The following is a 26,461-nucleotide window of genomic DNA, read 5'->3' on the forward strand; positions in this document are numbered from 1 at the left end:
GAAATGGAGATTAAAAAAATAAAGTGGATAGACTGCTCTACCCACTTTGTTCATTTGAGTTCGATCAATTCGGTTAAGCTAAAGCAAAATTGCTTTTTTTGAACCTCTTATTTGATTGCTGTGAAACCAGTAACACAACCAGGAGCCGTGTCTTTAACAAATGAAATAGAGGCAGCAGCAGCATCAGGACCGCTAGCAGACTTTGCTGAGTCAGCCTCGCATAAAGCAGCCAATGTAGTTGCTTCACTTGTTGCTGAAATGTTTCCAACAACAACACCACCTGCATAGGTTTTAAGTGGAGCATTACCAACTACCGTGTTTGCTAGGTTTGCAATTGCTACTGGGTCAGCCCCACCGGTTTCTGTGGTGTATTTGTAGTTGCTTGTTTGAGTTGCAACGCCCAAGCCCAACTTACCAAAGTCAGTTGCTGCGGTAACAAATGCGTTCTTCTCTAGGTAGAAAGCTTGTTGAGCGCGGTTCATTGAACCAACGTAGGTCTTTGCTTCAGACTGCTTTGCTTTGTTTGCTTGGTTCAAGAAAGAAGGCAGAGCAATAGCAGACAAAATACCGATGATGATGATAACAACGAGCAATTCGATCAAGGTGAAACCACCGTCTTTCTTTTTGCTGTTGAGGTGTTGTAGAAACTTTGCAGTTAGTTCAGATTTCATTGAATTTCTCCTTAAAGGTGCGGTGTGTTGAACTTCTAACGCCTGAACATAACTTGCCCACTCTGATCACATTTCATATCACTATGCTTGAAAGAATTTCCTGGTTTGGAAAGAAGGCTTTAGACAGTGCATTCGAGCAAGATATAGCCCAAGTTCTCTAGTTGAAGCAGTAGTTGCTTAGCCATCTCGAAGCTGTCTTTCTCATCTGCTGCTTCTAAAGTCACAGGGTTAAGAGGTCTGAGCTTCTGCCATCGCTGCACCAAATCGGACATTCCTTGAGGAGCATCTAGGAGCGGCAGCAAACAAGCAGCCATTAGACTATCAATTGTGATAGGGCTATCTGTAATGTTGAGATGCTGACTGATCTCAAACGTTTTCAACTGAGTGATACAGGTAATCAAATCTTCTTTGAATGCTGCTGTGATTAATTGAGGATGCAAGTGAACAATTGAATTTTCCCAATGCTGCTCTGTCCACTCACTAACTGGAGTATAAGTGTGGGCTGCCCTCGGATGACCACACCAGATATCTAAAAGCCGATGAACAGGGTGTAAAAGCTCAAACAGATGCAGTTGCTCTTCGTAAGACTTGTCTGCTAAACCCATGATGATTGTAATTGGCAATTCATCTACGTCCTGAAACAGGCTGAGCAAATCCCAAGTACGCCAGTCCGACATGTTGATGAACTCTAGTTCCGCAGCATCTAGTGCCTGAAAAAATTGGGGTAGCGTCCATCCTTTATCTCCTTGAAGCAAATGATTGACCAAAAGCCGCTCATCATCTGTCTCAAAAATTGGACGCCAAGCCGTAGTCTTGATGAAAACATCATTCTTCAAATTCCGCATCGTCTGCCGGACAAGCTCGACATCAGATTCGCAAGAAGCGCCTTCCATCAACCCGACTAGCTTGAAGAATTTCTGCGATCGTAAATATACATCCCGTTGCAACGAACTATGAAAGTTAGTTCGCAGAATGCCATCTGGCTTCAGAACAGATTGCATTGCTCGTAACCCTACTACTGAGTCAGGTAACAAATACAAGACTTCATCGTTATTGATATAATCAAATTCCATTCCCAAGCTGGGCAATTCTTCTAACGGCATCGCATGAAATTCCACGTTCTCAACGTTGTGAAACTCCAATCGTTGACGAGCCAGCTTAACCGATTCTTCTGAAAGATCAATTCCTACAATTCTTGCCCCCGGATTCGCAACCGCCAACTCCAACGACTTGTAACCTGTACCACAGCCAGCATCTAAAATCATTCGATCTTTTGTGCTAATGACTTTCCGATTTCTGTGATAGTAGGCAGTGACAAGACTATGAATATACAAGCGATTTGGATCAGTCGGAAAGGATTCCAGTGGAATTCTGGGATACGGGGTGTTATCAAACTGCTGTCGCAATTTTTCTAGCAAGTCAGAGGTTTGAATGCTCATCGTGGGCTTCTCCTAAACGAGGGGCTATGCAAAAACTGCCCCTAATATGCCCACTTTGAGATGAAGTGATTCAAGTCCGCTAACTTATTGCTTTAAATCACAAGATGAGAGATGAATTTTGAGTAGACGTTTCTACGCTTAGCATAGAGCGTAACTCCATTAGAACTGCTCAACTCACGTGAGCTTCTAATGGTTAAGCATCAATAACTAGCCGCTAGGACTTGGCTCGTTAGAGAGAAATCGTTATCAATGCTAAATCAAAAGCCGCGATCGCACCTAGTTAAAGATGCGATCGCGGCTTCAAAACTTAACGACTCAATTAGTAATCGAAATCGCCGCCACCCATACCAGCGCCACCCGCAGGAGCGCCATCTTTTGGCTCAGGCTTGTCAACCACAATACATTCTGTGGTCAGCACCATGGCTGCGATCGAAGCAGCGTTTTGTAGAGCAGAACGAGTCACCTTCGCCGGATCAACAATGCCTGCTTCAAACATGTCAACGAACTCCCCGATCGCTGCGTTGTAGCCTACGTTGAAATCTTTCTCTTTCACACGTTCAGCAATTACCGCACCGTTTTGACCTGCGTTCTCAGCGATGCGCTTCAGGGGAGAAGTCAACGCACGAGCCACGATTTGAGCGCCGATCAGTTCTTCGCCGCTTAGATTGCTTGATGCCCAGCCTTCGAGGTCAGGAGCCAAGTGAGCCAAGGTCGTACCACCACCGGGAACAATGCCTTCTTCAACGGCTGCCTTGGTTGCGTTAATCGCATCTTCCAGACGGAGTTTGCGATCCTTCATCTCGGTTTCAGTGGCTGCACCAACTTTCACCACTGCAACACCACCTGCAAGTTTCGCAAGACGCTCTTGCAGCTTCTCTTTGTCGTAGGAAGATTCGGTTTCTTCCATTTGACGACGGATTTGCTCAACGCGAGCTTTCACCTGCGCTTCGTTACCTTCAGCCACAATCGTAGTGGTGTCTTTGGTAATGGTGATGCGACGTGCTTTGCCCAACATGTCGAGCTTCGTAGCATCGAGTTTTAGACCTGCATCTTCGGTGATCAAGGTTCCGCCTGTTAGCACAGCGATATCTTCGAGCATGGCTTTCCTGCGATCGCCAAATCCAGGAGCCTTCACCGCTGCCACGTTTAATACGCCGCGTAAACGATTCACCACGAGAGTTGCCAATGCTTCTTTCTCAATGTCTTCCGCGATGATGATCAGCGGACGACCTGCACGCGCGACTTGCTCTAGAACTGGAACAAGATCTTGCACCAAGTTAATCTTCTTATCGGTAATCAGGATGAACGGCTCTTCCATCACCGCTTCCATCCGCTCGGTATCGGTTGCGAAGTAGGGAGAAATGTAGCCTTTATCAAAGCGCATTCCTTCGGTGATTTCCAGTTCGGTTGTCATCGACTTACCTTCTTCGAGGGAGATGACGCCCTCTTTACCGACTTTATCCATTGCTGCGGCGATCATCTGACCGACTTCATCATCGTTTCCAGCCGAGATCGACGCCACTTGCGCGATCGACTTAGAATCTTCGACGGGGCGAGCGTGAGCCGCAATCTTCTCAACCAAGAAGCTTGTCGCCTTGTCCATGCCGCGCTTCAGCAAGATAGCGTTCGCACCTGCTGCCACGTTCCGCATTCCTTCTTTAACGATCGCATGCGCCAAGACCGTAGCCGTCGTGGTTCCATCTCCAGCAGCGTCGTTTGTTTTAGAAGCGGCTTGACGAATCAATGCTACGCCAGTGTTCTCAACGTTGTCTTCGAGTTCAATTTCTTTCGCGATCGTCACACCGTCGTTCACAATTTGAGGTGCGCCGAACTTCTTTTCTAGCACCACGTTGCGACCCTTAGGACCAAGAGTAACTGCAACAGCCTCCGCCAGAATGTCCATACCGCGCTCAAGAGCACGACGAGCATTTTCGTTGTAAATAATGCGCTTAGCCATAAAACCTGCCAGTTGTAGATTGAGGGTTTGAGAAGAATTCAGGAGATTGTCCTCACCCTAGCCCTCAAGGAGAGGGAACAAGGTTTGAATCGGCTCCCCTCTCTTTAGCCGAGAGGGGTTGGGGTGAGGCCAGTGAGCTACTCAACTAAGAGTGAACAGTGAAAATCTTAGACTCACAAATCCAAAACTAGGAAACGATCGCTAAAATGTCTTTTTCCGACAACAAGACATACTCTTCAGTACCGAGCTTGATGTCTGTGCCGGCGTACTTCGAGTAAAGAACTTTGTCGCCTTCTTTGACTTCAACTTCGCTACGAGAACCATCGTCGTTGCGCTTACCCGGTCCAACAGCGACAATTTCGCCAACTTGAGGCTTTTCTTTCGCATTGTCAGGCAGAAGAATCCCGCCTGCGGTTTTTTCTTCTGCTGCACTGACTTTCACAAACACGCGATCGCCCAACGGCTTCACGGTGGATACGCTCAGAGATACGGCTGCCATTACAAATTCTCCAAACTACTTCAACGAAATGAATGTTTACCTAGGATTCTGGTCGGAAAGGCAAACTCGACTTGCCTGAATTAGCAGCAGTCCAACCTATCCAACAGGTAGCCCTAGTAAATTACGTTTACCAGTCTACTGCCATTAGGAGCATTAAGTTAGCACTCTCTACTCCTGAGTGCTAATTTATCGGAGCTTGGGGTTGGGTGCAACTTGTCAGGCTGTACGGGTTCCCGAACTGAAAGAGCGAGAAGGCTTGCCCAGTGCGACTATCGAAGCTTAGCGACCAATTGATCTAATAGGGCATCGCCTTCTCTCGCCAAGTAATCTTCAGCAACTCGGATGAGAGCATTAAGATGAACATCATCTGAGCGATCGAGATCGTCAAAGGCAGGAGGCAGTTTCGTTTGGAAGCGAAAGTAATTTGTAGTGGACAGCAATTGACGAGAAATATAATCGACTGCATCTGCCGACCCGTCAAATAAAACATTAATAATTGGCAACACCCAGCCGATCGCGCCCCAGGTTTGAGATTCGTAACGGCTAATCGGTCGAGCAACATCGCCTGTGCCAAACGAGGCAACAATGAAACTGTTTAAGCCTCTCAAATTATTTCCAGCAAGCTCTGAATTTTGCTGATCTTGGAAGATTCTCGCTCCTTCTGCGATCGCACATGCCGCCGGATTGTTCGCTACTACACCGCCATCAATCAGCGGTACCCGTTGACCTTCAATGTCTGTAATGTGGGCAGGAAAATACACGGGAGCCGATGCCGAAGCTTTGCAGATCTCCCAAATTGGGATTCTGTTGTATTTTTCTGCTCTGCCTTTGATGGTCTTAAATACTAATGCTTCGCGAGTTTGGAGGTTATAGCTAGTGACTAGCGTTGGCACATTCAACTCCCCAAACCTGCGATCGCCAAACACGTCTCGCAAAACTCGCTCTAAGCCTTTACCGTCGTAGCGGGGTCTAAAAAATTGTCTGAGAAATCGCCAGAGCCGATTGAGCCACCATGCTCTTGGAACCGGAAAAATTTCTCCAGCGCGGGTTCGGTATAGCTCGACGATCGCGGTGGCAGGGATACCTGAAGCTAAGGCGCAGGCGATCAGCGATCCGGTTGATGTGCCAGCGATTAGATCAAAGTGTTCGGCAATGGGTCGCCCTAGTTTCTGCTCAAGACGTTGTAGCCAAACCGCCGTAATTAGTCCACGAACACCGCCACCCGCTAAGCATAGAATCTTGTAGCTCATAGTCACTCCTCCAATTAGCATCTTTGCCCAATTCATCCTTGGAGTGTGAAGGATTTGCCGTCAGTTAGCGATGAACTACAGACTTATTTTGCTCTCAACTCAGCCGCCGACTGAGCGATCGTACCCAGTTTCAAGCCTGGCGGATATGTGCCGTCCTCTTTGATTTGCTTAATGATTGTTTCAGAAATCCGCAAGTTCATCTTCTGTCCTAACGCCCGAACGATGTCACCACGATCGATCACGCCAGCCACCGCTTCTGCAGGCGACAGCACGGTAATCTGAGATAAATTCTTATCATCGAGTAGTTGAATCACTTCCACAATGGGCGTTGATTCCTGAACCGTTGGCACGTCGCTTAATGACTTGAGAATGCTACTCAGCGTTTTGGTTTCCCACTCGCTACGCTCGATCAGTTGCAATCCATCGGCATCGACTATGCCCCGATAGCGACCGTTGGATGCCGCATAGTAAACGGGGGCGCGAGTTCCCGACAGTAAGTAATCATCAGCAAATCGGCGCAGGGTCATATTTGCATCAACCACTCGAAACTCGCGGGTCATTGCATCTTCAGACTTAATCTTGAGCAGCGCTTCTTGCAAATCGGTGAGGCGACTGTAGGTGGCTGCGTTTTGAACCACAAACCAGCCGATCAGCGCAATCCACAAACCACCGATACGGGGTAACCCAAGCGCACTTGAAACGCCGAATGTATCTGCCAATCCCCAAGCGATCGCAATGAATCCTAACAGCCGTCCTGAACTCGCTGCCCAGCGAATGCCCTGAATTTGGCTACCCGTTGCTTTCCAAATAATCGATTTGAGAACCTGTCCACCATCCAGCGGCAGTCCAGGAATCAGATTAAACAACGTCAAAACTAGATTGATTCCCGCTAGGCGAGTGAAAAGAACGCGCAGCGGAGCATCAACGCCAGGGGTAAGAAATCCGATTAAGCCAAAAATTAGGAATAAGCTAAAGCTAACGGCAGGGCCTGCGATCGCAACTTGAAATGCTTTTCCTGGTGTTTTCGGTTCTTGCTCGATCGCCGCAATGCCACCAAAGAAGAACAGCGTAATTGACTGAACCTGAATTCCTTGAAGTTTTGCGACGAGACTATGACCTAACTCGTGCAGCAGCACCGATAGAAATAACAGCAGTGCTGTCGCTAGTCCCATGCCCCAAGCCGTTTGAGCGCCCCACTCTTGAGCATAGTTGGCTTGAAACTCGGCTCCTGCGCTCAGAGTCACTAAAGCGACGACAAAGAACCAGGACGGATCGATCCGTAATGGAATGCCAAATAATGACCCGACTCGCCAACCTGATTGCATGACTCTTTCCTAAAGCATCTTCTTCCAGGATAAACGAGACAGTCGGGATGAGGGATGAGGGATGAGGGATGAAAACCGACTCTTGATCAATTTATTTCTAATGGGGGAGCGGGTTGAGCAGCCCTCATCCAAGGCAGCTATAGAACGCCTGCGTTGGTTAAGCCTAAAATCACGCCTGCACCTAACACATGCCCAAAGCTCATTGTGGCGAGCAGTTCAGGTAATCCAAATCCCTCAAACAGAGCCGGTTTAGAACCTGGGAGTTGTGGCCCGACACCGCGATTTTTGATCGCAAACCGACCGATCGCAACCGCAAACAAACAACAAAGTGTCATTACAAGCCCGATCGCAGGCGACCATTCAGCAGTGCGCGGCGCAACGGATGCAGCAGCAAGTAAGGTTGAGTGAAGCACGGTATTTCTCCTTGCAAATCTATGATCAACCTGGATTATAGGGACATTAGGTTTACGCTTTTGCAAGGGAACGCAACTTTGTTTTAAGAGTTAACACAATAGTTTATATTTCGATACAGACGATAGAGCGTCAGCAATTTCTAATTGTTTTCAGATCTACTGTTTTTTAGATTACGTTTGGATTAACGAATCCACCTGGTTTTGCAATTAACTCTCTGTTACATTCGGGATTGAACGCCTTACAGCGCTGAGAATTCGTTCTATTGCGTCTAGTGAGCACTAACCTTGTGTATGGCAATTCGACTTTAGCCGATCGCCATGACTTCGTTTTCAACTCGCCCTCTTTAAGTTGAATCTGTCAGTTAGTTGAACTTATGCCTGATGGATTCATGCCTGATTGCATCTAGCTAAAACGCAGCAGCGAGAACTGCCCCACATGCCACAAGTCATTGCAGCCTGCATTCGAGCCGCCACGAGAAATTTTGCCGCGCTATACAATCTATACAATAGATAATGAAGTGAAAAGGATAACGGTTGTGACAGACGCGGCAACATCTCAATCGAGCGAAACGGTAGAACTCGCGCCAAATTATGTAATTCCGCTGGTGCTGGTTTTGGTCGGTCTTCCCTTTGTTTTTGTGAACCTATGGGTCGGTGCTGCGATCGCACTCTTTGGCACATTCTTATTATTTCAAGCTGTCTCGCTTCGCTTGCGATTCACCCCTACTGATTTAGATATCTATCGAGGCGAGACGCGAATTCGGCGCTTCCCCTACCAAGAGTGGCAAAGCTGGGAGATCTTCTGGTCGCCTGTACCCATTTTGTTTTATTTTCGAGAAGTTAAAAGTATTCATTTCTTACCGATCATTTTTGACCCTAAAATGTTACGGACTTGCCTAGAGCAACGCTATCCAAAAGCGTAATTTCATTCTGTGCCCTGTACCCCACTCTCTAGTTCATGAATTCTGACGAGTTGCCGACTGTTCAACCTGCCCAAGATCCTCCCGCACTGGATGACGCTCCTGTACAACTGGAGACGACTGCCGAAACCAACGGAAATAGTGACGTGAATGAGGCAACCAAAGCCCTACTGAGTCAACGCATTCTAGAGCTTCAGCAGCAAGAGCACGATCTCAAGCAGGAAATTAACGCGCTGATGGCAACGCGTGCTGATTTACAGACTCAAACGATGGAGGCACAAGTCTCTTTGGGTCGATTTGTGCAGCAAAATTTGAGCGACCTAGAGCAACGCAGACAGACGTTGCAATTAGCAATCGAACAACTCGAACGGCGTCAGGATCGAATTCGCAACGAAATGAGAACGACCTTTGCGGGCGCATCTCAAGACATTGCAATTCGGGTGCAGAGCTTCAAGGATTACCTCGTCGGCAGTCTGCAAGATCTTGCGATCGCCGCAGATCAATTAGAGTTACAAAAGCCGATTAGCCCAGAGCGCAAGGCCGTAGACGCCTTACCTGCTCCTGCTACCCGCACTCCTCGCAACGCAGAAAAGATTACCCCGTCAGAGGCTCCTGGGCAAAAACCAACTCCCAAATTTGCAGAAGAGAAATTTCAGGACGAAGGACGCCAAATCCGCAGCGTCATTGATCAATTCCGCAATCAGCCCGACTACTACGGCCCTGTTTGGAAACTGCGCCGCACCTTTGAGCCGGTTCATGCAGAACGGGTATCAAACTGGTTCTTCAGTCAAGGTGGAAGAGGCGCGATCCGCACAATGGGGTCTCGCTTGCAGAATATTCTCATTGCCTCCGCCACGATCTCTATCCTCTACAATCTCTACGACGATCGCCTGAGAGCTCTCGTCCTTGCCAATACGCCAGAACGGTTAGGCGAATGGCGAAGGGGCTTGCAGGATTGCTTGGGAGTATCCCGCAGTGACTTTGGCAGCGATCGCGGCATCAGCATGTTTGAAACCCCCGAACAACTCGCCCTCAAAGCCGAACGATTAGAAAAAGACGGATTTTTGCCATTCATTGTGATTGACGAAACCGAGGAAGCGGTCAGTCTGGCGTTGCTGCAATTTCCGCTGTGGTTGGCGTTTGCGCCCAGCCCGCAGCAGCTAATTCAGCAGCAATCGTATTTGTATTAAGGGATGAAGGATGAAGGATGAGGGATGAAAGGGAGATTAAGTTAAAGTTCGGGCTTTTCAGGCTAAAGCAATTCAGCTAAGACTTACAATGAATCCGTAATTGGCTAACGGCTTCTTTCATCCCTCATCCTTCATCCCTTTCCACACCCCTCATCCCTCATCCCTCCTCATGCTGCCCTGGTTCATCAACAACGGACTCCTGCTCATTCTCGCCTACCTACTCGGCTCGATTCCCACTGGCTATTTAGCGGGTCGAATGCTGAAAGGAATTGATATTCGTCAAGAAGGATCGGGGTCTACGGGAGCCACGAATGTGTTGAGAACGGTGGGCAAACTGCCTGCGATCGCAGTCCTCATCGTCGATGTTCTCAAAGGCGCATTGGCAATTCTGGCGGTGAACTATGCCTTTACTCACCTCCCCGGCTGGCTCTACTTCACGAAAGTTGTAGACAGGAGCTTTGCAGATTGGCAACCCTGGTTGGTAGTCCTAGCGGGATTGTTAGCATTGCTAGGACATAGCAAATCCATCTGGCTCAACTTTAGTGGAGGAAAGTCAGTTGCAACGAGTTTAGGCATTCTGCTGGCCATGAACCCAATGGTGGGACTCAGCACCCTAGGCGTGTTTGGGTTGAGTATTGCAATCACCAGAATTGTGTCGGTTAGTTCGATCGCAGGCGCGATCGCTGCCACAATTCTGATGGTTATCTTTAAACAACCATTGCCCTACTGCTTGTTTGCGATCGCAGGCGGCATCTATGTGATCTGGCGACACCGCACAAACATTGGGCGGTTGCTGGCTGGCACTGAACCAAAGCTAGGGCAAAAGCTGCCATCAGAACCAGAGATTGATCCGAGTTAGACCGCGTCTGCACCTTATAGCGCAACGAACGCCATTATCTTCTCTCAGCGCATCCTTCTCGTACTACGTTGTCTAAAATCAGAGTCGCTGAGTAGGGATATTGCTTGTCAGACATGCTATCGCTACAGGCAGCAACTTTTTTGATCACCAGAAGATTATTCGTATTCGGTTTGCTCTGCAAGCGATAGACCCGAACAAGATCGGCGGGACGCCCTTGAGCACTCATCGGTGCAGAATAAGGGAACGATCGCGGCTTTGAATCTGTTGTGGAGTAGACAATGCCGCTTTTGCTAACGCTCATGCCCCAAAACGGCTCAGTCCCGACGACTCTAAATGCTTCAGAACGAGGTGCCGCCGGTGGTTGGGCACTGTTCGCCGCTGTCAAATGAGAGATGATTGAAGTTGTGCCTAGACCCAACAAAACGCTCAAGTAGAGTAAGGGTTTCATCGATTTCATACATTTCTGAAGGATAGTAACTATCACTTCAAAGCCACTGCCTCTGTTTCCTGATTGATCTAGTCAGAAGGAAACAACACGCGAGATCACTAAGGTGGAGCGTGATCGGTGGAATCCCGCTTAAAAAATCAGACCAGTTCGCCGATCTGACTTTGAAATTCTAAACTAAGAGAGAGCCTGTTCAAGTTGCACGTCTTGACGGCTACTAGCTGTCTTTGCCAGTAGCAGTGAGAATAGCAATGCCTACGTTCAAGGTCTAGTCCGCGTAAACTTTAAATATGTTCTTAATTTAGAAAGGGTGGGCTAACGTAGGTGTCAACGGCATACTTAATGTAGAAACGCCAAAAGGAAACAGAATTATGGGGTTATTTGATCGTATCAGCCGTGTGGTTCGCTCGAATGTCAACGACATGGTGAGCAAAGCGGAAGATCCAGAGAAGATCCTTGAGCAGGCTGTGATCGACATGCAGGAAGACCTGGTGCAGCTGCGTCAGGCTGTCGCCACTGCGATCGCGAGCCAAAAACGCACGCAGCAGCAGCATAACCAAGCTCAATCGGAGTCAAACAATTGGCAGCAACGTGCCCAGCTTGCCCTGCAAAAAGGCGATGAAAATCTCGCTCGTGAAGCCTTGCAGCGCAAGAAAACCCACACCGAAACCGCGAATGCCCTAAAAGGTCAACTCGATCAGCAATTAACGCAGGTCGAGACGCTGAAGCGCAGTTTGATTGCCCTAGAAGGCAAGATTTCGGAAGCGAAGACCAAGAAAGATATGCTGAAAGCTCGTGCCAGCGCCGCAAAAGCTCAAGAGCAACTGCAAGGCATGGTCAGCAACATGGGCACGAACACAGCAATGGCTGCCTTTGAGCGGATGGAAGACAAAGTGTTGCAGTCGGAAGCGAGAGCGCAGGCGGCTGGTGAATTGGCGGGTGCAGATCTCGAATCGCAGTTTGCTCGTCTCGAATCGGGTGATGTTGATCTCGAACTCGAAGCGATGAAGCAACAAATGTTGGCAGGCTCAGCCCAACCGCAAGCCGCCTTGCCAGGACAAGTCAATCCTCAAACGCAGGCTCAGACTCAGACTCCAGTGCCTAAAGATGCGGTGGTTGATTCTGAACTCGAAGATCTTAAAAAGCAGCTAGATAATCTCTAGGGGCAGATTGAAATTCTTCGTAATGTTCCATGACAAGCCTTAGCTTTCCTTTCACGAATGGGAGAGCTAGGGCTTAAAATTGTGTAAAGCAGTTGTTAAGTATCCCATGCAGTATGAGTAGCGTTCGCGTCATTACAGATCCCGAATTTAAGGCAGAAGTTCTCGATGCCACTCAGCCTGTGCTCGTGTATTTCTGGGCGTCGTGGTGTGGTCCGTGCCGGTTGACAGCGCCGTTGGTTGATGGCATTGCCAGCAGTTATGGCGATCGCATCAAAGTGATCAAAATGGAAGTTGATCCGAACCCCGAAACGGTTGCTCAGTATAAAGTGGAAGGCGTTCCGGCGTTCCGGCTGTTTCAAGATGGCGAGATGAAGAAGTCAACCGAAGGTGCAATTAATAAACAAAAGCTTGAAGATCTCGTGACCCAAAATCTATTGACGGCATAAGCACCGTGACCAGATATGCGATTTGCCAAACGTCTAGACTGGCTTCAGTCCAATGTATTTGCGGATATGGATCGGGCAAAAGCTGCTGCTAAAGCCGCCGGACGGAATATCATTGATTTGTCGTTGGGATCGTCTGATTTGCCTGCTGAGGCACATGTGATCGACGCGATCGCAGCGTCGCTTCACGACCCGACAACCCACGGTTATTTATTGTTTAACGGCACTAAAGCATTTCGGCAAGCTGCCGCCAGTTGGTATACCCATAAATTTGGCATACCCGTTGATCCAGAGACCGAAGTTTTACCACTCATTGGCTCTCAAGAAGGTACGGCGCATTTACCGTTAGCGGTGTTGAATCCTGGCGATTTTGCGCTGTTGCTTGATCCGGGTTATCCGTCTCACGTGGGGGGCGTGTATCTCGCGGGCGGGCAGGTTTATGCCATGTCTCTTTTGGAAAAGAATAATTTTTTGCCTGTGCTAGAGGACGTTCCAGACGCGGTTTTAGCACAGTCACGCATGATGGTGTTGGGCTACCCGCACAATCCAACTAGCGCGATCGCACCGCTTCCGTTCTTTAAGGAAGCAGTGGCGTTCTGTCAGCACCACGATCTTGTGCTGGTTCACGATTTTCCCTATGCAGACCTATATTTTGGAGAAACGCCCGTTCCTTCGATATTGCAGGCTGATCCTGAAAAAACAGTGTCGATTGAGTTCTTTACAATGTCAAAGTCCTATCACATGGGCGGGTTTCGGATAGGTTATGCGATCGGGAATGCAGACCTGATCCGCGCGTTGCGCCAAGTCAAAGCGGCAGTGGATTTCAATCAGTATTTGGGAATCTTGAACGGCGCGATCGCGGCTCTAGCAGGTTCGCAAATGGGCGTACAGAAAGGAGTCAAGATTTTCCGGCGGCGTCGGGATGCCTTTATTGCCGCTCTTGATCGCATCGGTTGGCAGGTTCCGACACCAGAGGCAACGATGTATATTTGGGCAAAATTACCGCCGCAATGGGCATCAGATTCGATTCGGTTCAGTACGGAGCTTGTACAGGCGACGGGTGTGGCGGTGTCGCCAGGCTCAGGGTTTGGAAAATCAGGGGAAGGCTATGTGCGCTTTGCATTGGTGCATGAACCAGAAATTTTAGAGGAAGCTGTCGATCGCATTGCAACATTTCTCTAAGCTCGACTCAACTTCACACATTCTTGATTTTTGCGGAAAATACTTAGTCTTGACTTTGTAATCTTTCGTACTCATCTTGTCTACACTAGGAGGCAGAAGCTTGAAGCTACAGTCTTGATAAAAGGTCGCTTCAAGCTTCTGCGGTATCTACGGCTTGAATTGTAAACTCAAGGTTGATTTGGGGTGTATTTTCGTAAGCTCGCTCGTAAGCTTACTTAGTTTAATGCTCGACCATTGCCCTTAGTGTATGCAAGAACGATCGTTGCTCAAAGTTTATTATGTAGCAGCCGTTTTTTCCTTGATGGGAATAATGGCTGCTTCTGCTCAGGCTGGAACGCTAGCGAGTCTCAGCGTTCAGCAAGCGACACCGTATGATGAGTACGTTGACGAGGAGCGCCAAAAACAATCTCTCCCTTCAGCAGAAGACTTTACACCTCAGCAAGTGCTTCAAGCTGGCTCCACCTCATTGCTTGTTCAGCAGGCTGTTCAGCAACCCCTTGAGAGCGAAGCGCCTCACGTGAATTCGTTTAGTGCACTCCGCGCAAAGGATGAGGTGATCATCAAGTCAGAAGTGCCGCTAGCCCCGAAACGAGTTGAGGTTCCTGAGCCGTCCGTCGTGCTGGGATTGATTACGATCGCAGGACTAATCATTATCAAACGGCCACGAGTTTCTAACGACTAACTTATTGCTCCAAAAGAATCGGGTTGGCAGCAGATTTGATAGCAGATGTAACGGATGCGCCTCTTTGTCCGCTACATCTGTTCCCCGTTTACTATCAACCTAATTCTTTTGAAAGTCTAGCCAGTATTAAAGGGTTGCCTGCAATTGATTCAGCAAATTCTCCACATACGTCAATGCCCCTTCAATCGTGGCAGCATCTTCAATATCGACTCCGACAAACTGCCGCAAGGCGGCAACCTGATCCATACTGCCTCCAGATGCTAGTAGTTCTAGATAACCTGGAATGAACGCTTTGCCGACCTCAAGATATTTCTGATAGCACGCCAAGCTGACAATATTGGACGCCGTGTACTGATAACAATAGAACGGCTTGAAATAGATATGTCCAATTCGCGCCCAATCGTACTGATGTTCGGGCAGCACCTCCACCACATCGCCGCAGAGATCTTGGTACAACTTCATCCATTCTGCGTTCACAAAACTCTGGTCAAAACTGCCTTGAGCCGCGCGATCGTGGACTGCCAATTCTAATCGACTGATCGTACTTTGCCGGAACAGCAGATTGAGCTGATCTTCTAACTGCCGAGTAATCAGCGTTTTCGTCAATGCCTTGTCGCCTTCTGCTTGCTTCAGCAAATAATCGAGCAATAGCAGTTCGTTGAACGTCGATGCGATTTCTGCCAAAACCATCGGCGGATTGCTGTTGAAATACGACTGGCGATCGCCAATCCATTCAAAGTGCAGTCCATGTCCCATTTCATGGGCAAGGGTGAAGAGCGAATTGTAATCGTCCGTGTAAGACAGCAGCAGGTAGCTGTGTTTACCGTAGGTGTAAGAGCAGAACGCGCCGCCTCGCTTGCCGGGACGCACTTTCGCATCCACCCAATTGTTTAGAAAAAATTCTTCGGCACGACGAGCATAATTTGGATCAAACTGATCTAATGCCGCTAAAAGCGTTTCTACTCCAGCTTTGTAGCTAATCGCTGCGGTTTGATTGTCCTCTGTGTCCCAAGGGGCGTAGAGATCGCACGTCCGAATGGTCTGCCCGATCGCCTTGGCTTTCAACTGATAGTAGCGCTGAAACAGATCGAATCGCGCCCCTGTACCATCCATGATGGCCCGAAACACAGGTTCAGACACTTCATCGGCTAACAGTTGCTTGTGCAGAGTAGATGGGTAGCCGCGCATCTGATTCTCTAGTTTGTGATCTTGCGCGACGGTGTTGAGGATGTAGCCATACAGCGAATTGTGTTGCTTCATCACCTTGCGAACCGATTGATACGCCGCGTACCGCGTCTCTAGGTTTGGATGATAAAGTAATGCACTAAGTTCGGCGTCAGTGTTCGCCGTTTTGCCATCCGTCGTGGTGACAGGCTCATATTCTTGTTCGCCAAGATGCACCGATCGCAGTTGAATAAATGCCTGCCGTCCGGTCAAACTGTCTTGATTGCGGGTTTGTTCTACAGCTTCTGAGAGCTTGTACGGGCGGTAGTTTGCAATCCGATTCAGGTAATGCTGGTAAGTCTTGAGAACCGTTGCTTGCTGCAACCGAGCGAATTGATCGGCCTCAATGCCTTGCAGTTCCAGATCGAAAAACAGGAGCTGATTCTCGATCGCAGTCAATGCTTCCATGACACGATCGAGAAACTGTTTTGCTTCGGTACTGCGAGTATCTGCTGAGAAGATCAGTGATGGGAAGGCATAGAGGTAGCCAGATTTCTCTGCGATCGCTTCCAGCGTTTTAAAGCATTCCGTCAACTGTTCGGGGGATAGCGTATTGACTCGACCTCGAAACTGATCTCGAAACTCGGTTGCCTGCTTCTGCAACGTCTGTAAATCTTGTTCTAACTGCGGATCATCAAATCCTCGATAGAGATCCGACAAATCCCATTCCTGAGAATTCTCCACCGGAAACGTAGCCTGCGCCTCAACTGATTGCGTCATCGGTTCAATTCCTTACTTCAACAGCATTATGTGTCTAGCCCAGACTTATCCTCTTAGCTTCCGAGTGTTATCCAAGAGACTTTGGGAGAACTGATCAAATCGTTTTGCGAGACCCTCATCCAGGAGCTTGCCATCTTGTCCAAATGCCTTCCAAACTTGCCCGATCGACACCTGTTCTGGAATCACCCAAGCGTGAACCCACCGCATGATCAGCCGCAAATGATTCAATGCATTACTGTTGGGCTGTCCTCCCAATACGCTAATCAGTCCCGTCACTTTTCCGTCGAGTTGGTCAAAGCTCATCAAGTCCAGCGCGTTTTTTAATACGCCGCTTACGCTGCCGTGATACTCCGGGGTCGCCAGAATCAAACCGTCTGCCTCTTTCACCGCCGTTCGCAATCGTTCTACATCAGGATGATCGGGATAGTCGTTACCACCATTTGAGAGCGGCAGATTCATTGTGCGTAAATCTAACACTTCAACCTCTGCATCCAAGGCTTTTAAACGGTCTACGGCTTGGGTCAGGGCTTGAAAGGTATATGATTCGGGGCGCAAACTGCCTGCAATACCAACGAATTTGACCATGAGAGAAGTTCCTATAGAGCGTGAGAACGTATCAGAATTTTGAGTGAGTTGAGGCTGTGTCTCATCCGTTATGGGTTAGAGTTCGTGCCTCGTCCTAAAATGAACTCGTAATGATTACGTTTAAGGTAGCAAAAAAACTTAATTCTGCCAACAAATTTGCATCGATAGCGCTTATCTCTACTGGAACAACCTACTGAGACAACCACCCGAAAATCTCACCTACCGTTAATTTCACTGCTTCAGCGAATTCAGGAACGGAAACAAAAGATTCTGGAGTTTCTAGAGAAACTAAAATCGGCTGCTTTTGGGATGGGTAAACCAAGATGGCTTGCTCAGCCGGATCAATGATCCAACCCATCTGAGTTCCATGACTTAAGCAATGTAGAATCTTGTCCATCACCTTCGTCGAACGTTGATCAGGCGACAAAATTTCAATTGTCCAGTCCGGGGCGATCGTGAAGTGGTTTGCGATAACTCCGTTATTTTTTCGAGGAACTCTGTCGTAGGTAAACACAGCAATGTCAGGAACGATCGCTCGTCCACCAAAGGTGCAGCGTAACTCAGGCAAAGCTCTCGCAATCTTTTGAGGCTTAACAATAGTGTTGATTGCTGCGACCAAATCGCCTTGAATGACGCTGTGTTCTCCTTGAGGCATTGGTTTCTGAATGATTTGACCGTTAATGTATTCGCTAGCAGGTTCAGTTTCTGGCAGTTGCAGAAACTCCTCGATCGTTAGCGCTTTAGAAGGGGTCTGTACCATTGCAATTCCAACCTGGTTAAAAGGTACATTGAGAAGCATTCATGCCTCTCATTCATGCTTCTATTGTGGCGTGAATGGCTTCATAGCAAGATTCGATCGTTTGTCGTTCTTGCAATGCACTAACTAGCGCCTCGTAAGCCGATTCATGATTTTGCAGTAACGTTTTTGCTCGCAAAACGGCTAACCGTTCTCGCTGTTCGATATCAGATGCTGTCATACCCAACTGCATCAAGATTTGTCGAAATTTGCTGCGATCGTCGCTTCCACCTTCCGAACTTCCGTACGTGATTTGTTCCGCGGCGATGCCCGCCATCCAAACGGTGCAGAAGCGATCGAGCCATTGCGCCGAGATTTTGCCTTGCTGCAATTGCTGATCAAGTTCTTGTGTATCGAACTGAACACCGCCTTGCCCGGCTTGTCCCTGTTTGATCGCTTCCCAAGCGCTGAGAGTATAGCCTACCACTGGAATCTCAAGCTGTTGAGCCACGAGAAAATGTCCTGCTTCATGATGGATCACGCGATCGCGGTAATCTGGTGAGAAACTCGCGAACCAATCTAGAACAACGGAGCCAAACTTGCCCTGCCATTGCAGTGAATCAAGCGTCGCGACGCTTAAAATACCGAAGACTGCGATCGCAGGAACAAACGGTGAGATGTTTAGCAATGGACCCAACAACACTGAAAGCGTTAGTGCAAAAATGGAAATTGCAGCGAGATTTAATCTAGTTTGATTCATAGAAATAAACGGTAAGAAAACTAAGGATCGTGGATTGAATAACTCCAACACTTGCATAGCTCCGGGTTGCCCTCATCCCCTAACCCCTTCTCCCGCAGGAGAAGGAGAACCAGAGCCTTGCTCCCTCTCCTGCGGGAGAGGGTTGGGGTGAGGGTAAATCCGGTTTTATTTAATTCATGATCCTAAAGCAGCGCCGATTTACTTAACCCTTGTTCGTATTTTCGGCTCCCTGTTCTTTGTTCTGTCTAGCTTTGTAGAATGTTTCTAAACTTTGCTGATCGCCAACAAATCGCCAATGCCAAGGCTCATAGTTCACGCCTTGCCCATTACCTTTTGGAAAAGAAAGCTCAAAATTGAATCGAGCAGCATTGGCTTGCAGCCATTTGTAGGCCGCCGTCTCTTCAAAGGTGGGGCTGAGATTTGTTGCAGGCGTATTGCCATCACCAATATCGATCGCATATCCCGTGTGATGTTCGCTGTGCCCGGGCGGTGCGCTGACCTCTGCTCGTTGCTGGACACTCTGATTGCGCTCCGCTTTCACATTGAAGTACACGTCTTGCTGCTCAGCGATCGATCGAAACGCAGAGAGTGGAACCAACGCAACCCGATCGGCTGAAGCGGCATTGACCATTTCTCGATAGGCTTTCGCAGCACTAGAACGCAGCTTTATCTCTCCGTCGTCACTAATTGGCTCTAGCTCAGATTGAGGCGCTTCGGCATAGGTGTAGTGATTGAGCAGCCGCCCATCGGCATCAGTTGGGCTGACACTGGGAGAGGCTTCAGGACTGGGAGAGATCGGATTAGACGCGATCGAAGACAGAGTAGAGCGATATTGGTAAGCAACCAATCCAGAGGCAGCAAGCGCGATCGCGCCAACTCCCACAATCAATCCAGTCAAATTGCGACGCGGCTTTGACGGAACTTCAACGGTTTCACGCTCAGCAACCGGAATATCATCAAACGAGGGATTTGAATCTTTGGGAGGTTTTCCCGGCAGACCAGCGTTACTCAAGCAATATCTCCTGAATGTCGTTGGGTATCTATTTAGTATGTCAGATTAGTATGTCAGAAAGTAGTCGGTCAGAAAGAGGAATATGAAGCTAAAGCCAAGCATCGTCATCATCCCACGAATCATTAGAGGGCTTAGGCTGCGGCGGTTTTACAGGCTTTTTAAGCGGTTCTTGAACGGGAGGTTTGGGAGCGTCAATGTCCCAGTCATCCCAAGGAGCGGGTTCGTTGCGAGTGGTAGAAACGGGAGGTTGTGAGGCATCGTCTAGATCAATATCGTCAATCAGTCCATCGACCTGCTCGACGACAGTTCTAGCTTTTTCTCTCGCTTGTTCAGCAACCAGTTTGGCTCGTTCCTTGGCTTGCCCAAACAGCGATCGCACATCCTGGGTCAGGTGGCTCTTCTCTTCTTTTAACAGTTCAGTGACTTTCGAGAACTTTTCTTGGATGCCTTCTCGGTAAAGCGCAAACGATCGCGCTGCGCCCGCAGGCACTAAGACGCGACGATTGCCAAAGCTGAGAATATAGTTAGAGGGCAGCATGTAAATGCTGCCCGCAATGCCGCCTAAGCTATTGGAGGTAAAGAGGTAATGCTCGATCTCGCCTGTTTCAAGATCAAATAAATAATCAATAATCTTTCCAGTTCGCTCGCCGTTGTCTGTCCAGACTTCCCAGCCCACTAGCGATTCAATCTGACGAACTTTTTCGGCGTCGGTGTCAACTGGCTTCGAGTTCACCAGGATTCCGTTCGCCCCGATCGCATCTAATTGATCTAAATTAAAGGCCGTTTTCTTCGAGCCGAGCCAGCCCGATCGACAGATAAACCCTAATACCCGATGCATTTGAGGGTAAGTCCATAGCACCTCAAGTTGTCCAAATTCTTGCATTGAGCGGCGTTCGAGGACAACCTGATTTAACAAGTCACTGTGCTTGACGGCGTCTGGCTGCTTCGACATAGGTACACTGAATTAGGGAGAGAAGCCTACAAATCTCTACTATCAGTGTAATCTTTGTCTGACGAGGCAAACGCTCTTTATTCAATCAAAGCCATTCAATCAAAGCCTTGCTTCAATTAATTTAGTTTGTCCAAGTTTGTTTAAGATTGGGCGGTTTTTTGCAGTGCGATGAGCGCAAGTCACAACGCCCGAAGGAATCGCTTTCTTAGGCTAAGCTGAATTCATTGGGCAGTTTGTTAGGGAAGCGGTTATGGTCTTCATCAATCCCAAAACTGATTTTGCCTTTAAGAAGATCTTTGGCTCTGAGCAAAGTCGCGCCATTTTGATTAGCTTCCTCAATGGCATTCTCTACCAAGGACAACCGACGGTGCAGGATCTGACTATTCTAAACCCCTACCAAGCGCCTAAAATTCGCGGCGTGAAAGACACCTATCTTGATGTTAAAGCCCTCTTGAGCAGTGGTGAAACGGTGATCATCGAAATGCAGGTATTAAACGTTGAAGGGTTTGAGAAACGCATTCTCTACAACGCTGCCAAAGCCTACTCGATTCAACTGAGTGCTGGAGAAGCGTATTCCGCCTTGAATCCGGTGATTGCCCTGACGATCACGGACTTTGAGATGTTTGAAGACATCGAGACGCCTATTTCTCACTTTGTGCTAAAGGAAAAGGACTGCTTGGTGAGCTACCCGATGAACGACTTGGAGTTAGTGTTTGTGGAGTTACCAAAATTCAAGCGATCGCTAGAGGAGCTAGAAACTTTAACGGATAAGTGGATTTATTTTCTGCAACATGCACCAGATTTACGCACAGTGCCCGAAACGATGGGCGAAGTTGTAGAGATACAGCAGGCGTTTGAGATGGCGAATCAAGCGACTCTGACGCCAGAAGAATTGGATGAGTTGGAGCATCAGATCTTTTTTATTCAAGATCAGCGTGGGGCGATCGTCAAAGCGACTAAGCAAGCGCTCCGACAGGGTGTTCAGCAGGGGGAACGACAGGCAAAGATAGAGGTTGCTCGACGGATGATTGGCGCAATGAATGACGCTACGATCGCACAAATGACCGATCTCACAATCGAAGAAATCCAACAGCTAAGGCAATCTGAATGAAGAGCGATCGCACTCCGGGAATTGCCCAATTTCACTTTTTTCTGGGAGAGCGCTTCATAAGTGACTGGCTACCGACGAGGAAAATCTGATTGGTAGTGTGTCCCAAGTCTTTTTGAGGTTGGGTGGGGTTGGGAAGTGTGGCGAGGTAAATCGACGCGGCTCCGGCAAGGGTGGTTAGAACGATCGTAACGGGGCGGCGAAGATTGAAGGAGTTCATGATCGGATTCCTGAATAGCTGTCCCCTGAGTTTCGCAAAAGCCTTGTATGCCAAGATGTTCAGCGATGTTCAGGCAGTGTCCAACATTGTGTAGGGATGTCCAGGAATGTTCGTGTAGGTAGAATAAAAGATATGTTGAAATAACGACGTGGCGGGATGAATGGAGCGATCGCGCAAGCTGACACTAACCAATTGGACAAAAGCGAACGATGCTTTGCAGAGGTACTTTGATGGAAACAAATCGAAGTTAGCAGAAGACCGCAAGGTCTCCCGAACAACATTGACAGCTTTTTTTAAGTGTGAGCCTGTACGCGAAGCTGAGTTTCGCAAAATTGCTTTTGCCCTGTACTTGGATGAGAAAGATTGGCAAGTTTTTTCTGAGCCTGCGATCGCTTCTAATGAGGAGGATTGGATTGAAGAAGTACGATCGCGCTGCTGCGAGAAAATTCTCTATCAACATGGCACAATCCAACTTCTGAACCAGACTGAGATTGAAGTTGATCAGCTTTATGTTGATGTGTGGTTGCTGAACCGCTCTCCCCGCACATTTCACGTTTCAGGATCTACGTTGTTGAAGTCGTTTGATTTGCGGAACGATCGTTTGGGATTGGGCGATCGCATTAAATGTAATGAAGGGATGAAAGTTGCAAACGATAACGCTAGGCTGTTGATTCAAGGAAAACCGGGAGCGGGAAAAACGACGTTTCTCCAGCATTTAGCGGTGGATTGCAGCAATGGCAAATTTCAGCCGGACTTGATTCCGGTCTTGATTGAATTCGCCGCAATTCAATCAAAAAAATGGAATTTATTGGAGGCGATTTCGGAGGAATTAAGCCTAGAAAATCAGCAAACGCAAACCCTTTTAGAGCAAGGCAAACTGCTGATTTTGATGGATGGATTAGATGAAGTGCCGCTCAGTGGCTTTCGACGCAATGTGCAAGAACAGCTTCGTAGCCTTGCTCAGGAACCGAAACATTCGGGCAATCGGTTCATTCTGACTTGTCGCACTCAGATTATTGAAGTCATTCCGCAGGGCTTTACTTCCGTGGAGGTCGCAGACTTCAACACGAAGCAGGTAAAGAAATTTGTAGAAAATTGGTTTCGTGCCAGTGGACGAACCGAAGCAGACATTACTCAACAGTGGCTGGCATTTTCGGATGCAATGGAAAAGAATTCAGCACTGAAGGAACTCACAGCGACGCCTGTGCTGTTGAGCTTGATGTGTTTGGTGTTGCAGGATGAAAGAGATTTGCCTGCTCAAACGGCTTCGCTCTATCGAAAGGGAATTCGGCTGCTGTTGGAGAAGTGGAATGATCGTAAAGAGATCCCTGTATGGGAAGTTGGTAAGGAAGTCTATCGGAAACTAACCCTTGATCAGAAGGAAGCACTCCTGATCGAGATTGCGGCTCGGAAATTTGAGAATTCGGATAACTTTGTGCTGTTTGAGCAGACAGATCTAGCAAGACAGATTGCTAACTTTCTCAACCTTGCGAATGCACGGGAAGGGGAAGCGGTATTGAAAGCTATTGAAGCTCAGCACGGATTGTTAGTGGAAAGAGCAGATGAACTGTGGTCGTTTTCTCATCTTACCTTTCAGGAGTATTTCACAGCCCAATGGCTCACTCAACCTCAACAGGACTCAGGTTGGGCAGAAAAAATGGCTGATGAACGATGGAAGAGTGTTGTTAAGCTAGCAATTAAATCTCAGCAGCCAGCAGATCGATTGTTTCAGTCAATCAAACAGGCAATCGATTGCTCTGTCTCAGGAGATGCCAAACTACAAGGATTTCTCGCGTGGGTTCAGGCAAAAGCTGAATTCGTCAATGCACCCTATAAGCCTTCTGCCATTCGCAGTTTTTACGTCGACCTTGCTCTCTATCGCGACTTTGTTCCCGATCTCTCCCTTGTCTGCGACCTTGCCTGCGATTTCGCCTTCACCCTCGCCCTCCACCGCTCTCTCGACCGTGACCAAAACCTCGTTGCTCTTGCCCGAAACCTCGCCCTTGCCTTTGCTCTCGCCCTCAACCTCAACTACACCCCCATATTGGCAAATAAGCTTCAGCGGCTTACGGAGCATTTACCAGAAGACTTCTCTGTGCAAGACCAGGAAAATGTCCAGTACTTGTGGAGAACGAACGGACAGGTTTGGCCCGAGAAATTGCGTCAGGTGATGATCGAGCATCGCAACATCGGGCACGACTGGCAATTCAATGAATCACAAGAACAGGCTCTACAGAGCTACCATGATGCCAACAAATTTCTGGTCGAACTGCTTAAGGAACCTGGAGCCGTCAGCGATATGGTGCGTCAAGAAATTGAAGACAACCTGCTGTTACCCATCGCCACGCTCCGGCAACGCCAACCTGAGATATATGAGAAAAGCATTGAGTCGGCCTAATGTTTCCTGTTCTTTATCCTGATCCACTAATGTACAAGGCAAAAAACGCATCTAATTTTTTTAGAAGCTTAAGTTAAAGTACGAAAAGAGGGGCCATCAATGAATCTTTGCAACACAACAACGCTAAAGATTGACCCCTCGAAGATAAAACTATTCCGTGAATACAACCGATCGAGACTAATCGGCAAAAGTGAGCAAGGTTACAGAGTCAGCGGGTAAGGTCATGCCTCCCTTGATCGCATTCCAGCTCACGGTCTTCTGAGTCGACCCTGCCTCTGAAAACTCGTATTGCTCTATCTGCGTTCCTGGATTGCTGACACTAACATCCGTCTGCACCGCTTGGGTCGTACCCGAATGATTAATCAGCAAGTACGACTTGTACCCTAACGCCGAGTTCTTCACGGCAAAGGTCATCACGGCTTCCTCATTGTTGCTCGAACTCGCTACCTGCTCGCCCACCAAGCGATTGTTCAACACCTGTAAAAATGCTCCGCCTAGCCGCAAATCGTTCTGATCGCTCATCTTGCCATAGGTGCCATCTTTCTCATTCCATGCCAGAGCCGCCACTGCGCCGTTCTTCTGGGCACTCACCATTGCCAAAGCATCGAATACTACGCCTTTGTGAGTGGTCATGCGGGGGTCTCGTGTCTGCCACGTCCAACTGATGTTGTACTCGCCTAACATGACTGGAATGGTTCGCGTCGGACTTGCTTCTTTCAGTGCTTGAACGATCGAGGCCGTTCTTGACCCGATCGCTATTGCACCAGCATAAATATCGGAGTCGGCTGTGGAAGCACTACCAGTGGCATAGTGGTGGTAGGTAAAGAAATCAAGGTTCGCTTTAGTGCCCTGGATGAAGGGGACATAGAACGGTTGCAGATCTGACCGTGCCATCCCTGGTCCTCCAACTTGAATTGTGGGATCAGCCTGCTTCATCGCGACAGCCGCTTTGTTGTAAATCTCGATCAGCTCATTCAGACGATCGGGTTGGGCGGGGTTTTTGAGTCCACCCCAGCCGCTTTCAGTGTGGAACCGAGTGAAATAAGAGTCGTCTTTCTCGTTGGTGACTTCCCAATACTTGACTTTGAGGTGCGAGTCCTGGTTGACGATTTTAACCAGATCGGCACAGAGTTGGGCGTAATTGTCGAACTGATTGGCATCAAGGAAACCATCGTTATTAGCATCCATCCAGCTAGGCCAAGTGGGAATGTTAATCATGCGCTCAGGGTCGCTGGTGGCAAACGAGGAGAATGAAGACTCTAACGCTTGTTTTATCTTGGTGGTATCCCAGGTGCGATGAGCCGTGTCAATCAATCCGTCAGGGGTGCTGGAGTCCTGCATCGCACTAGCATTGTGAAACCGAATCAACCCTGGATTCATCAAGGACATATTGCTTTTGTAGGCGGCACTGTTAAAGCTTTCAGGACGAAAGCCTTGAAAAGCGTTGAGTCCGAATCCGAGTCCTGTTGTTGGACCCTCTACATCTGCCCAATCTACAGTAGTTGTAATGCCATCAAACGTTGAACTTGCTGCTGGTGATGGCGTTGACTCGTAATCTGTCGCTGGAACATGAAGTTGGCTCTGAGGAACAATCTCTTTGGTTTGGCTGCCACTAGACCATAAGAGCTTTGAGACAGCTCCCATGCTGTTTTCGTAGTATTCCAGCTTGATGTCATACTTCTGTCCAGATGCGAGAGCAATGGTTCCTTTGTCTTCGGTTGGTGCGTGATCTGTCCAATGATCAATCAGGAGTTGCCCGTCAACCCATAACCGAGCGCCATCATCTGAATAAGTATAGAACGTGTAGGTTTCGGAGTATTTGGGCTGAATCTGACCTGTCCAGCGAACTGAGAAATGCTCTGGCTTAAGGGAAGCATCTGGAGAACTAGATGCCCAGTCAAAATCTACCGTTGAATCAATTCGAGTTAATTTTAGATTTGTGAGATCCTGACCTTCGTAATACTGAGCCTGTAACCCTTGGCCGCCGTTAGAACTTCGGGAGAGATTACTACTGCCTGTGAGATTTTGTGAGCCAGTGGAATCGTTGAATAAATTTGAGTTAGTCGCTCCAGTTATGGTGTTTCTAGTATTTGCGATCGCGCTAAAGCTAAGGCTATCCTCTAGGACGCCAGAATTGGGATTCGACATCTATAAATTTCTCCGAGCAGATTTAGAGCGGTGGAGTTTCTAAGGCAAATGCACCCTGTAGTAGAACCCTGGAAAGGGTTCAGCCTTATCGTTCCAACTTCAATGCCGACCTCGTGAAGCAAATCATGTCGATATAGCAAAGGACTTCGCCGCGCATTTA

At 48.3% G+C, this 26,461-nt stretch carries 25 protein-coding genes; 9 read left to right on the plus strand and 16 right to left on the minus strand.

Annotation, left to right across the window (positions count from 1 at the left end; all coding sequences use genetic code 11):
- Nucleotides 1–107 precede the first annotated feature (107 nt).
- The 7 genes from AC5JLB_RS14690 to psaK all read right to left on the minus strand — a co-directional run bounded on the left by AC5JLB_RS14690 (nt 108) and on the right by psaK (nt 7,554).
- Nucleotides 108–671 carry a type IV pilin-like G/H family protein gene (locus AC5JLB_RS14690; protein WP_495874573.1) on the minus strand — a complete coding sequence of 188 codons (564 nt, stop codon included), beginning with the start codon at nt 669–671 and terminating at the stop codon, nt 108–110.
- Nucleotides 672–790: 119 nt separating this feature from the next.
- Nucleotides 791–2,110, minus strand: coding sequence for a methyltransferase domain-containing protein (locus AC5JLB_RS14695; protein WP_495874574.1), 1,320 nt, complete (start codon nt 2,108–2,110; stop codon nt 791–793).
- Between the two features lie 319 nt (nt 2,111–2,429).
- Nucleotides 2,430–4,067 (minus strand): chaperonin GroEL, encoded by a 1,638-nt coding sequence (groL, locus tag AC5JLB_RS14700; RefSeq protein ID WP_495874575.1) that lies wholly within the window; start codon nt 4,065–4,067, stop codon nt 2,430–2,432.
- A 187-nt stretch (nt 4,068–4,254) separates the two neighbouring features.
- Entirely contained in the window at nt 4,255–4,566 is a 312-nt protein-coding gene (gene groES / locus AC5JLB_RS14705) for a co-chaperone GroES (protein WP_495695092.1), read from the minus strand.
- A gap of 269 nt (nt 4,567–4,835) precedes the next feature.
- Complete coding sequence (locus tag AC5JLB_RS14710) at nt 4,836–5,816, minus strand: CBASS cGAMP-activated phospholipase (protein ID WP_495874576.1); 981 nt, start codon at nt 5,814–5,816, stop codon at nt 4,836–4,838.
- An 83-nt stretch (nt 5,817–5,899) separates the two neighbouring features.
- Nucleotides 5,900–7,141, minus strand: a complete 1,242-nt coding sequence (locus AC5JLB_RS14715; protein WP_495874577.1) for a site-2 protease family protein — start codon at nt 7,139–7,141, stop codon at nt 5,900–5,902.
- Between the two features lie 137 nt (nt 7,142–7,278).
- Entirely contained in the window at nt 7,279–7,554 is a 276-nt protein-coding gene (gene psaK, locus AC5JLB_RS14720; protein ID WP_495874578.1) for a photosystem I reaction center subunit PsaK, read from the minus strand.
- A 536-nt stretch (nt 7,555–8,090) separates the two neighbouring features.
- Here psaK and AC5JLB_RS14725 point away from each other — a divergent pair.
- The 3 genes from AC5JLB_RS14725 to plsY all read left to right on the plus strand — a co-directional run bounded on the left by AC5JLB_RS14725 (nt 8,091) and on the right by plsY (nt 10,523).
- Complete coding sequence (locus AC5JLB_RS14725) at nt 8,091–8,477, plus strand: DUF3119 family protein (protein ID WP_495874579.1); 387 nt, start codon at nt 8,091–8,093, stop codon at nt 8,475–8,477.
- A gap of 35 nt (nt 8,478–8,512) precedes the next feature.
- Complete coding sequence (locus AC5JLB_RS14730) at nt 8,513–9,664, plus strand: DUF3086 domain-containing protein (protein WP_495874580.1); 1,152 nt, start codon at nt 8,513–8,515, stop codon at nt 9,662–9,664.
- Nucleotides 9,665–9,833: 169 nt separating this feature from the next.
- Entirely contained in the window at nt 9,834–10,523 is a 690-nt protein-coding gene (gene plsY, locus AC5JLB_RS14735; protein ID WP_495874581.1) for a glycerol-3-phosphate 1-O-acyltransferase PlsY, read from the plus strand.
- 34 nt (nt 10,524–10,557) lie between these two features.
- Here plsY and AC5JLB_RS14740 read toward each other — a convergent pair whose 3' ends face one another.
- On the minus strand, nt 10,558–10,980 hold the full coding sequence (locus AC5JLB_RS14740) for a COG3650 family protein (RefSeq protein ID WP_495874582.1): 423 nt from the start codon (nt 10,978–10,980) through the stop codon (nt 10,558–10,560).
- A gap of 359 nt (nt 10,981–11,339) precedes the next feature.
- Between AC5JLB_RS14740 and AC5JLB_RS14745 the strand changes: the two genes are divergently transcribed.
- The 4 genes from AC5JLB_RS14745 to AC5JLB_RS14760 all read left to right on the plus strand — a co-directional run bounded on the left by AC5JLB_RS14745 (nt 11,340) and on the right by AC5JLB_RS14760 (nt 14,438).
- On the plus strand, nt 11,340–12,131 hold the full coding sequence (locus AC5JLB_RS14745; protein WP_495874583.1) for a PspA/IM30 family protein: 792 nt from the start codon (nt 11,340–11,342) through the stop codon (nt 12,129–12,131).
- Between the two features lie 113 nt (nt 12,132–12,244).
- Nucleotides 12,245–12,577 carry a thioredoxin family protein gene (locus AC5JLB_RS14750; protein ID WP_495695101.1) on the plus strand — a complete coding sequence of 111 codons (333 nt, stop codon included), beginning with the start codon at nt 12,245–12,247 and terminating at the stop codon, nt 12,575–12,577.
- Nucleotides 12,578–12,592: 15 nt separating this feature from the next.
- Nucleotides 12,593–13,756 (plus strand): LL-diaminopimelate aminotransferase, encoded by a 1,164-nt coding sequence (locus AC5JLB_RS14755; RefSeq protein WP_495874584.1) that lies wholly within the window; start codon nt 12,593–12,595, stop codon nt 13,754–13,756.
- 247 nt (nt 13,757–14,003) lie between these two features.
- Nucleotides 14,004–14,438 (plus strand): PEP-CTERM sorting domain-containing protein, encoded by a 435-nt coding sequence (locus AC5JLB_RS14760; RefSeq protein ID WP_495874585.1) that lies wholly within the window; start codon nt 14,004–14,006, stop codon nt 14,436–14,438.
- Nucleotides 14,439–14,564: 126 nt separating this feature from the next.
- On the opposite strand, the gene AC5JLB_RS14765 is transcribed toward AC5JLB_RS14760, so the two are convergent.
- The 6 genes from AC5JLB_RS14765 to AC5JLB_RS14790 form a co-directional block, all read right to left on the minus strand.
- Entirely contained in the window at nt 14,565–16,382 is a 1,818-nt protein-coding gene (locus AC5JLB_RS14765) for a M3 family oligoendopeptidase (RefSeq protein ID WP_495874586.1), read from the minus strand.
- Between the two features lie 45 nt (nt 16,383–16,427).
- On the minus strand, nt 16,428–16,967 hold the full coding sequence (locus AC5JLB_RS14770; protein ID WP_495874587.1) for an NADPH-dependent FMN reductase: 540 nt from the start codon (nt 16,965–16,967) through the stop codon (nt 16,428–16,430).
- A 190-nt stretch (nt 16,968–17,157) separates the two neighbouring features.
- A complete protein-coding gene (locus AC5JLB_RS14775) occupies nt 17,158–17,766 on the minus strand; it encodes a Uma2 family endonuclease (protein ID WP_495874588.1) in 609 nt (202 codons plus the stop codon).
- A 13-nt stretch (nt 17,767–17,779) separates the two neighbouring features.
- A complete protein-coding gene (locus tag AC5JLB_RS14780; protein WP_495874589.1) occupies nt 17,780–18,463 on the minus strand; it encodes a M41 family metallopeptidase in 684 nt (227 codons plus the stop codon).
- Nucleotides 18,464–18,665: 202 nt separating this feature from the next.
- A complete protein-coding gene (locus AC5JLB_RS14785) occupies nt 18,666–19,475 on the minus strand; it encodes a M15 family metallopeptidase (RefSeq protein ID WP_495874590.1) in 810 nt (269 codons plus the stop codon).
- A gap of 88 nt (nt 19,476–19,563) precedes the next feature.
- Nucleotides 19,564–20,427 (minus strand): PRC-barrel domain-containing protein, encoded by an 864-nt coding sequence (locus tag AC5JLB_RS14790; protein ID WP_495874591.1) that lies wholly within the window; start codon nt 20,425–20,427, stop codon nt 19,564–19,566.
- 250 nt (nt 20,428–20,677) lie between these two features.
- Between AC5JLB_RS14790 and AC5JLB_RS14795 the strand changes: the two genes are divergently transcribed.
- Nucleotides 20,678–21,538, plus strand: coding sequence for an Rpn family recombination-promoting nuclease/putative transposase (locus AC5JLB_RS14795; RefSeq protein ID WP_495874592.1), 861 nt, complete (start codon nt 20,678–20,680; stop codon nt 21,536–21,538).
- Nucleotides 21,539–21,569: 31 nt separating this feature from the next.
- Here AC5JLB_RS14795 and AC5JLB_RS14800 read toward each other — a convergent pair whose 3' ends face one another.
- A complete protein-coding gene (locus tag AC5JLB_RS14800) occupies nt 21,570–21,755 on the minus strand; it encodes a hypothetical protein (RefSeq protein ID WP_495874593.1) in 186 nt (61 codons plus the stop codon).
- Nucleotides 21,756–21,915: 160 nt separating this feature from the next.
- Between AC5JLB_RS14800 and AC5JLB_RS14805 the strand changes: the two genes are divergently transcribed.
- Entirely contained in the window at nt 21,916–24,153 is a 2,238-nt protein-coding gene (locus AC5JLB_RS14805; protein WP_495874594.1) for an NACHT domain-containing protein, read from the plus strand.
- 177 nt (nt 24,154–24,330) lie between these two features.
- Here the strand turns inward: AC5JLB_RS14805 and AC5JLB_RS14810 are convergent, their stop codons facing one another.
- Entirely contained in the window at nt 24,331–26,301 is a 1,971-nt protein-coding gene (locus AC5JLB_RS14810; protein WP_495874595.1) for a PA14 domain-containing protein, read from the minus strand.
- Between the last annotated feature and the right edge of the window lie 160 nt (nt 26,302–26,461).

This window comes from Myxacorys chilensis, from assembly GCF_059505265.1.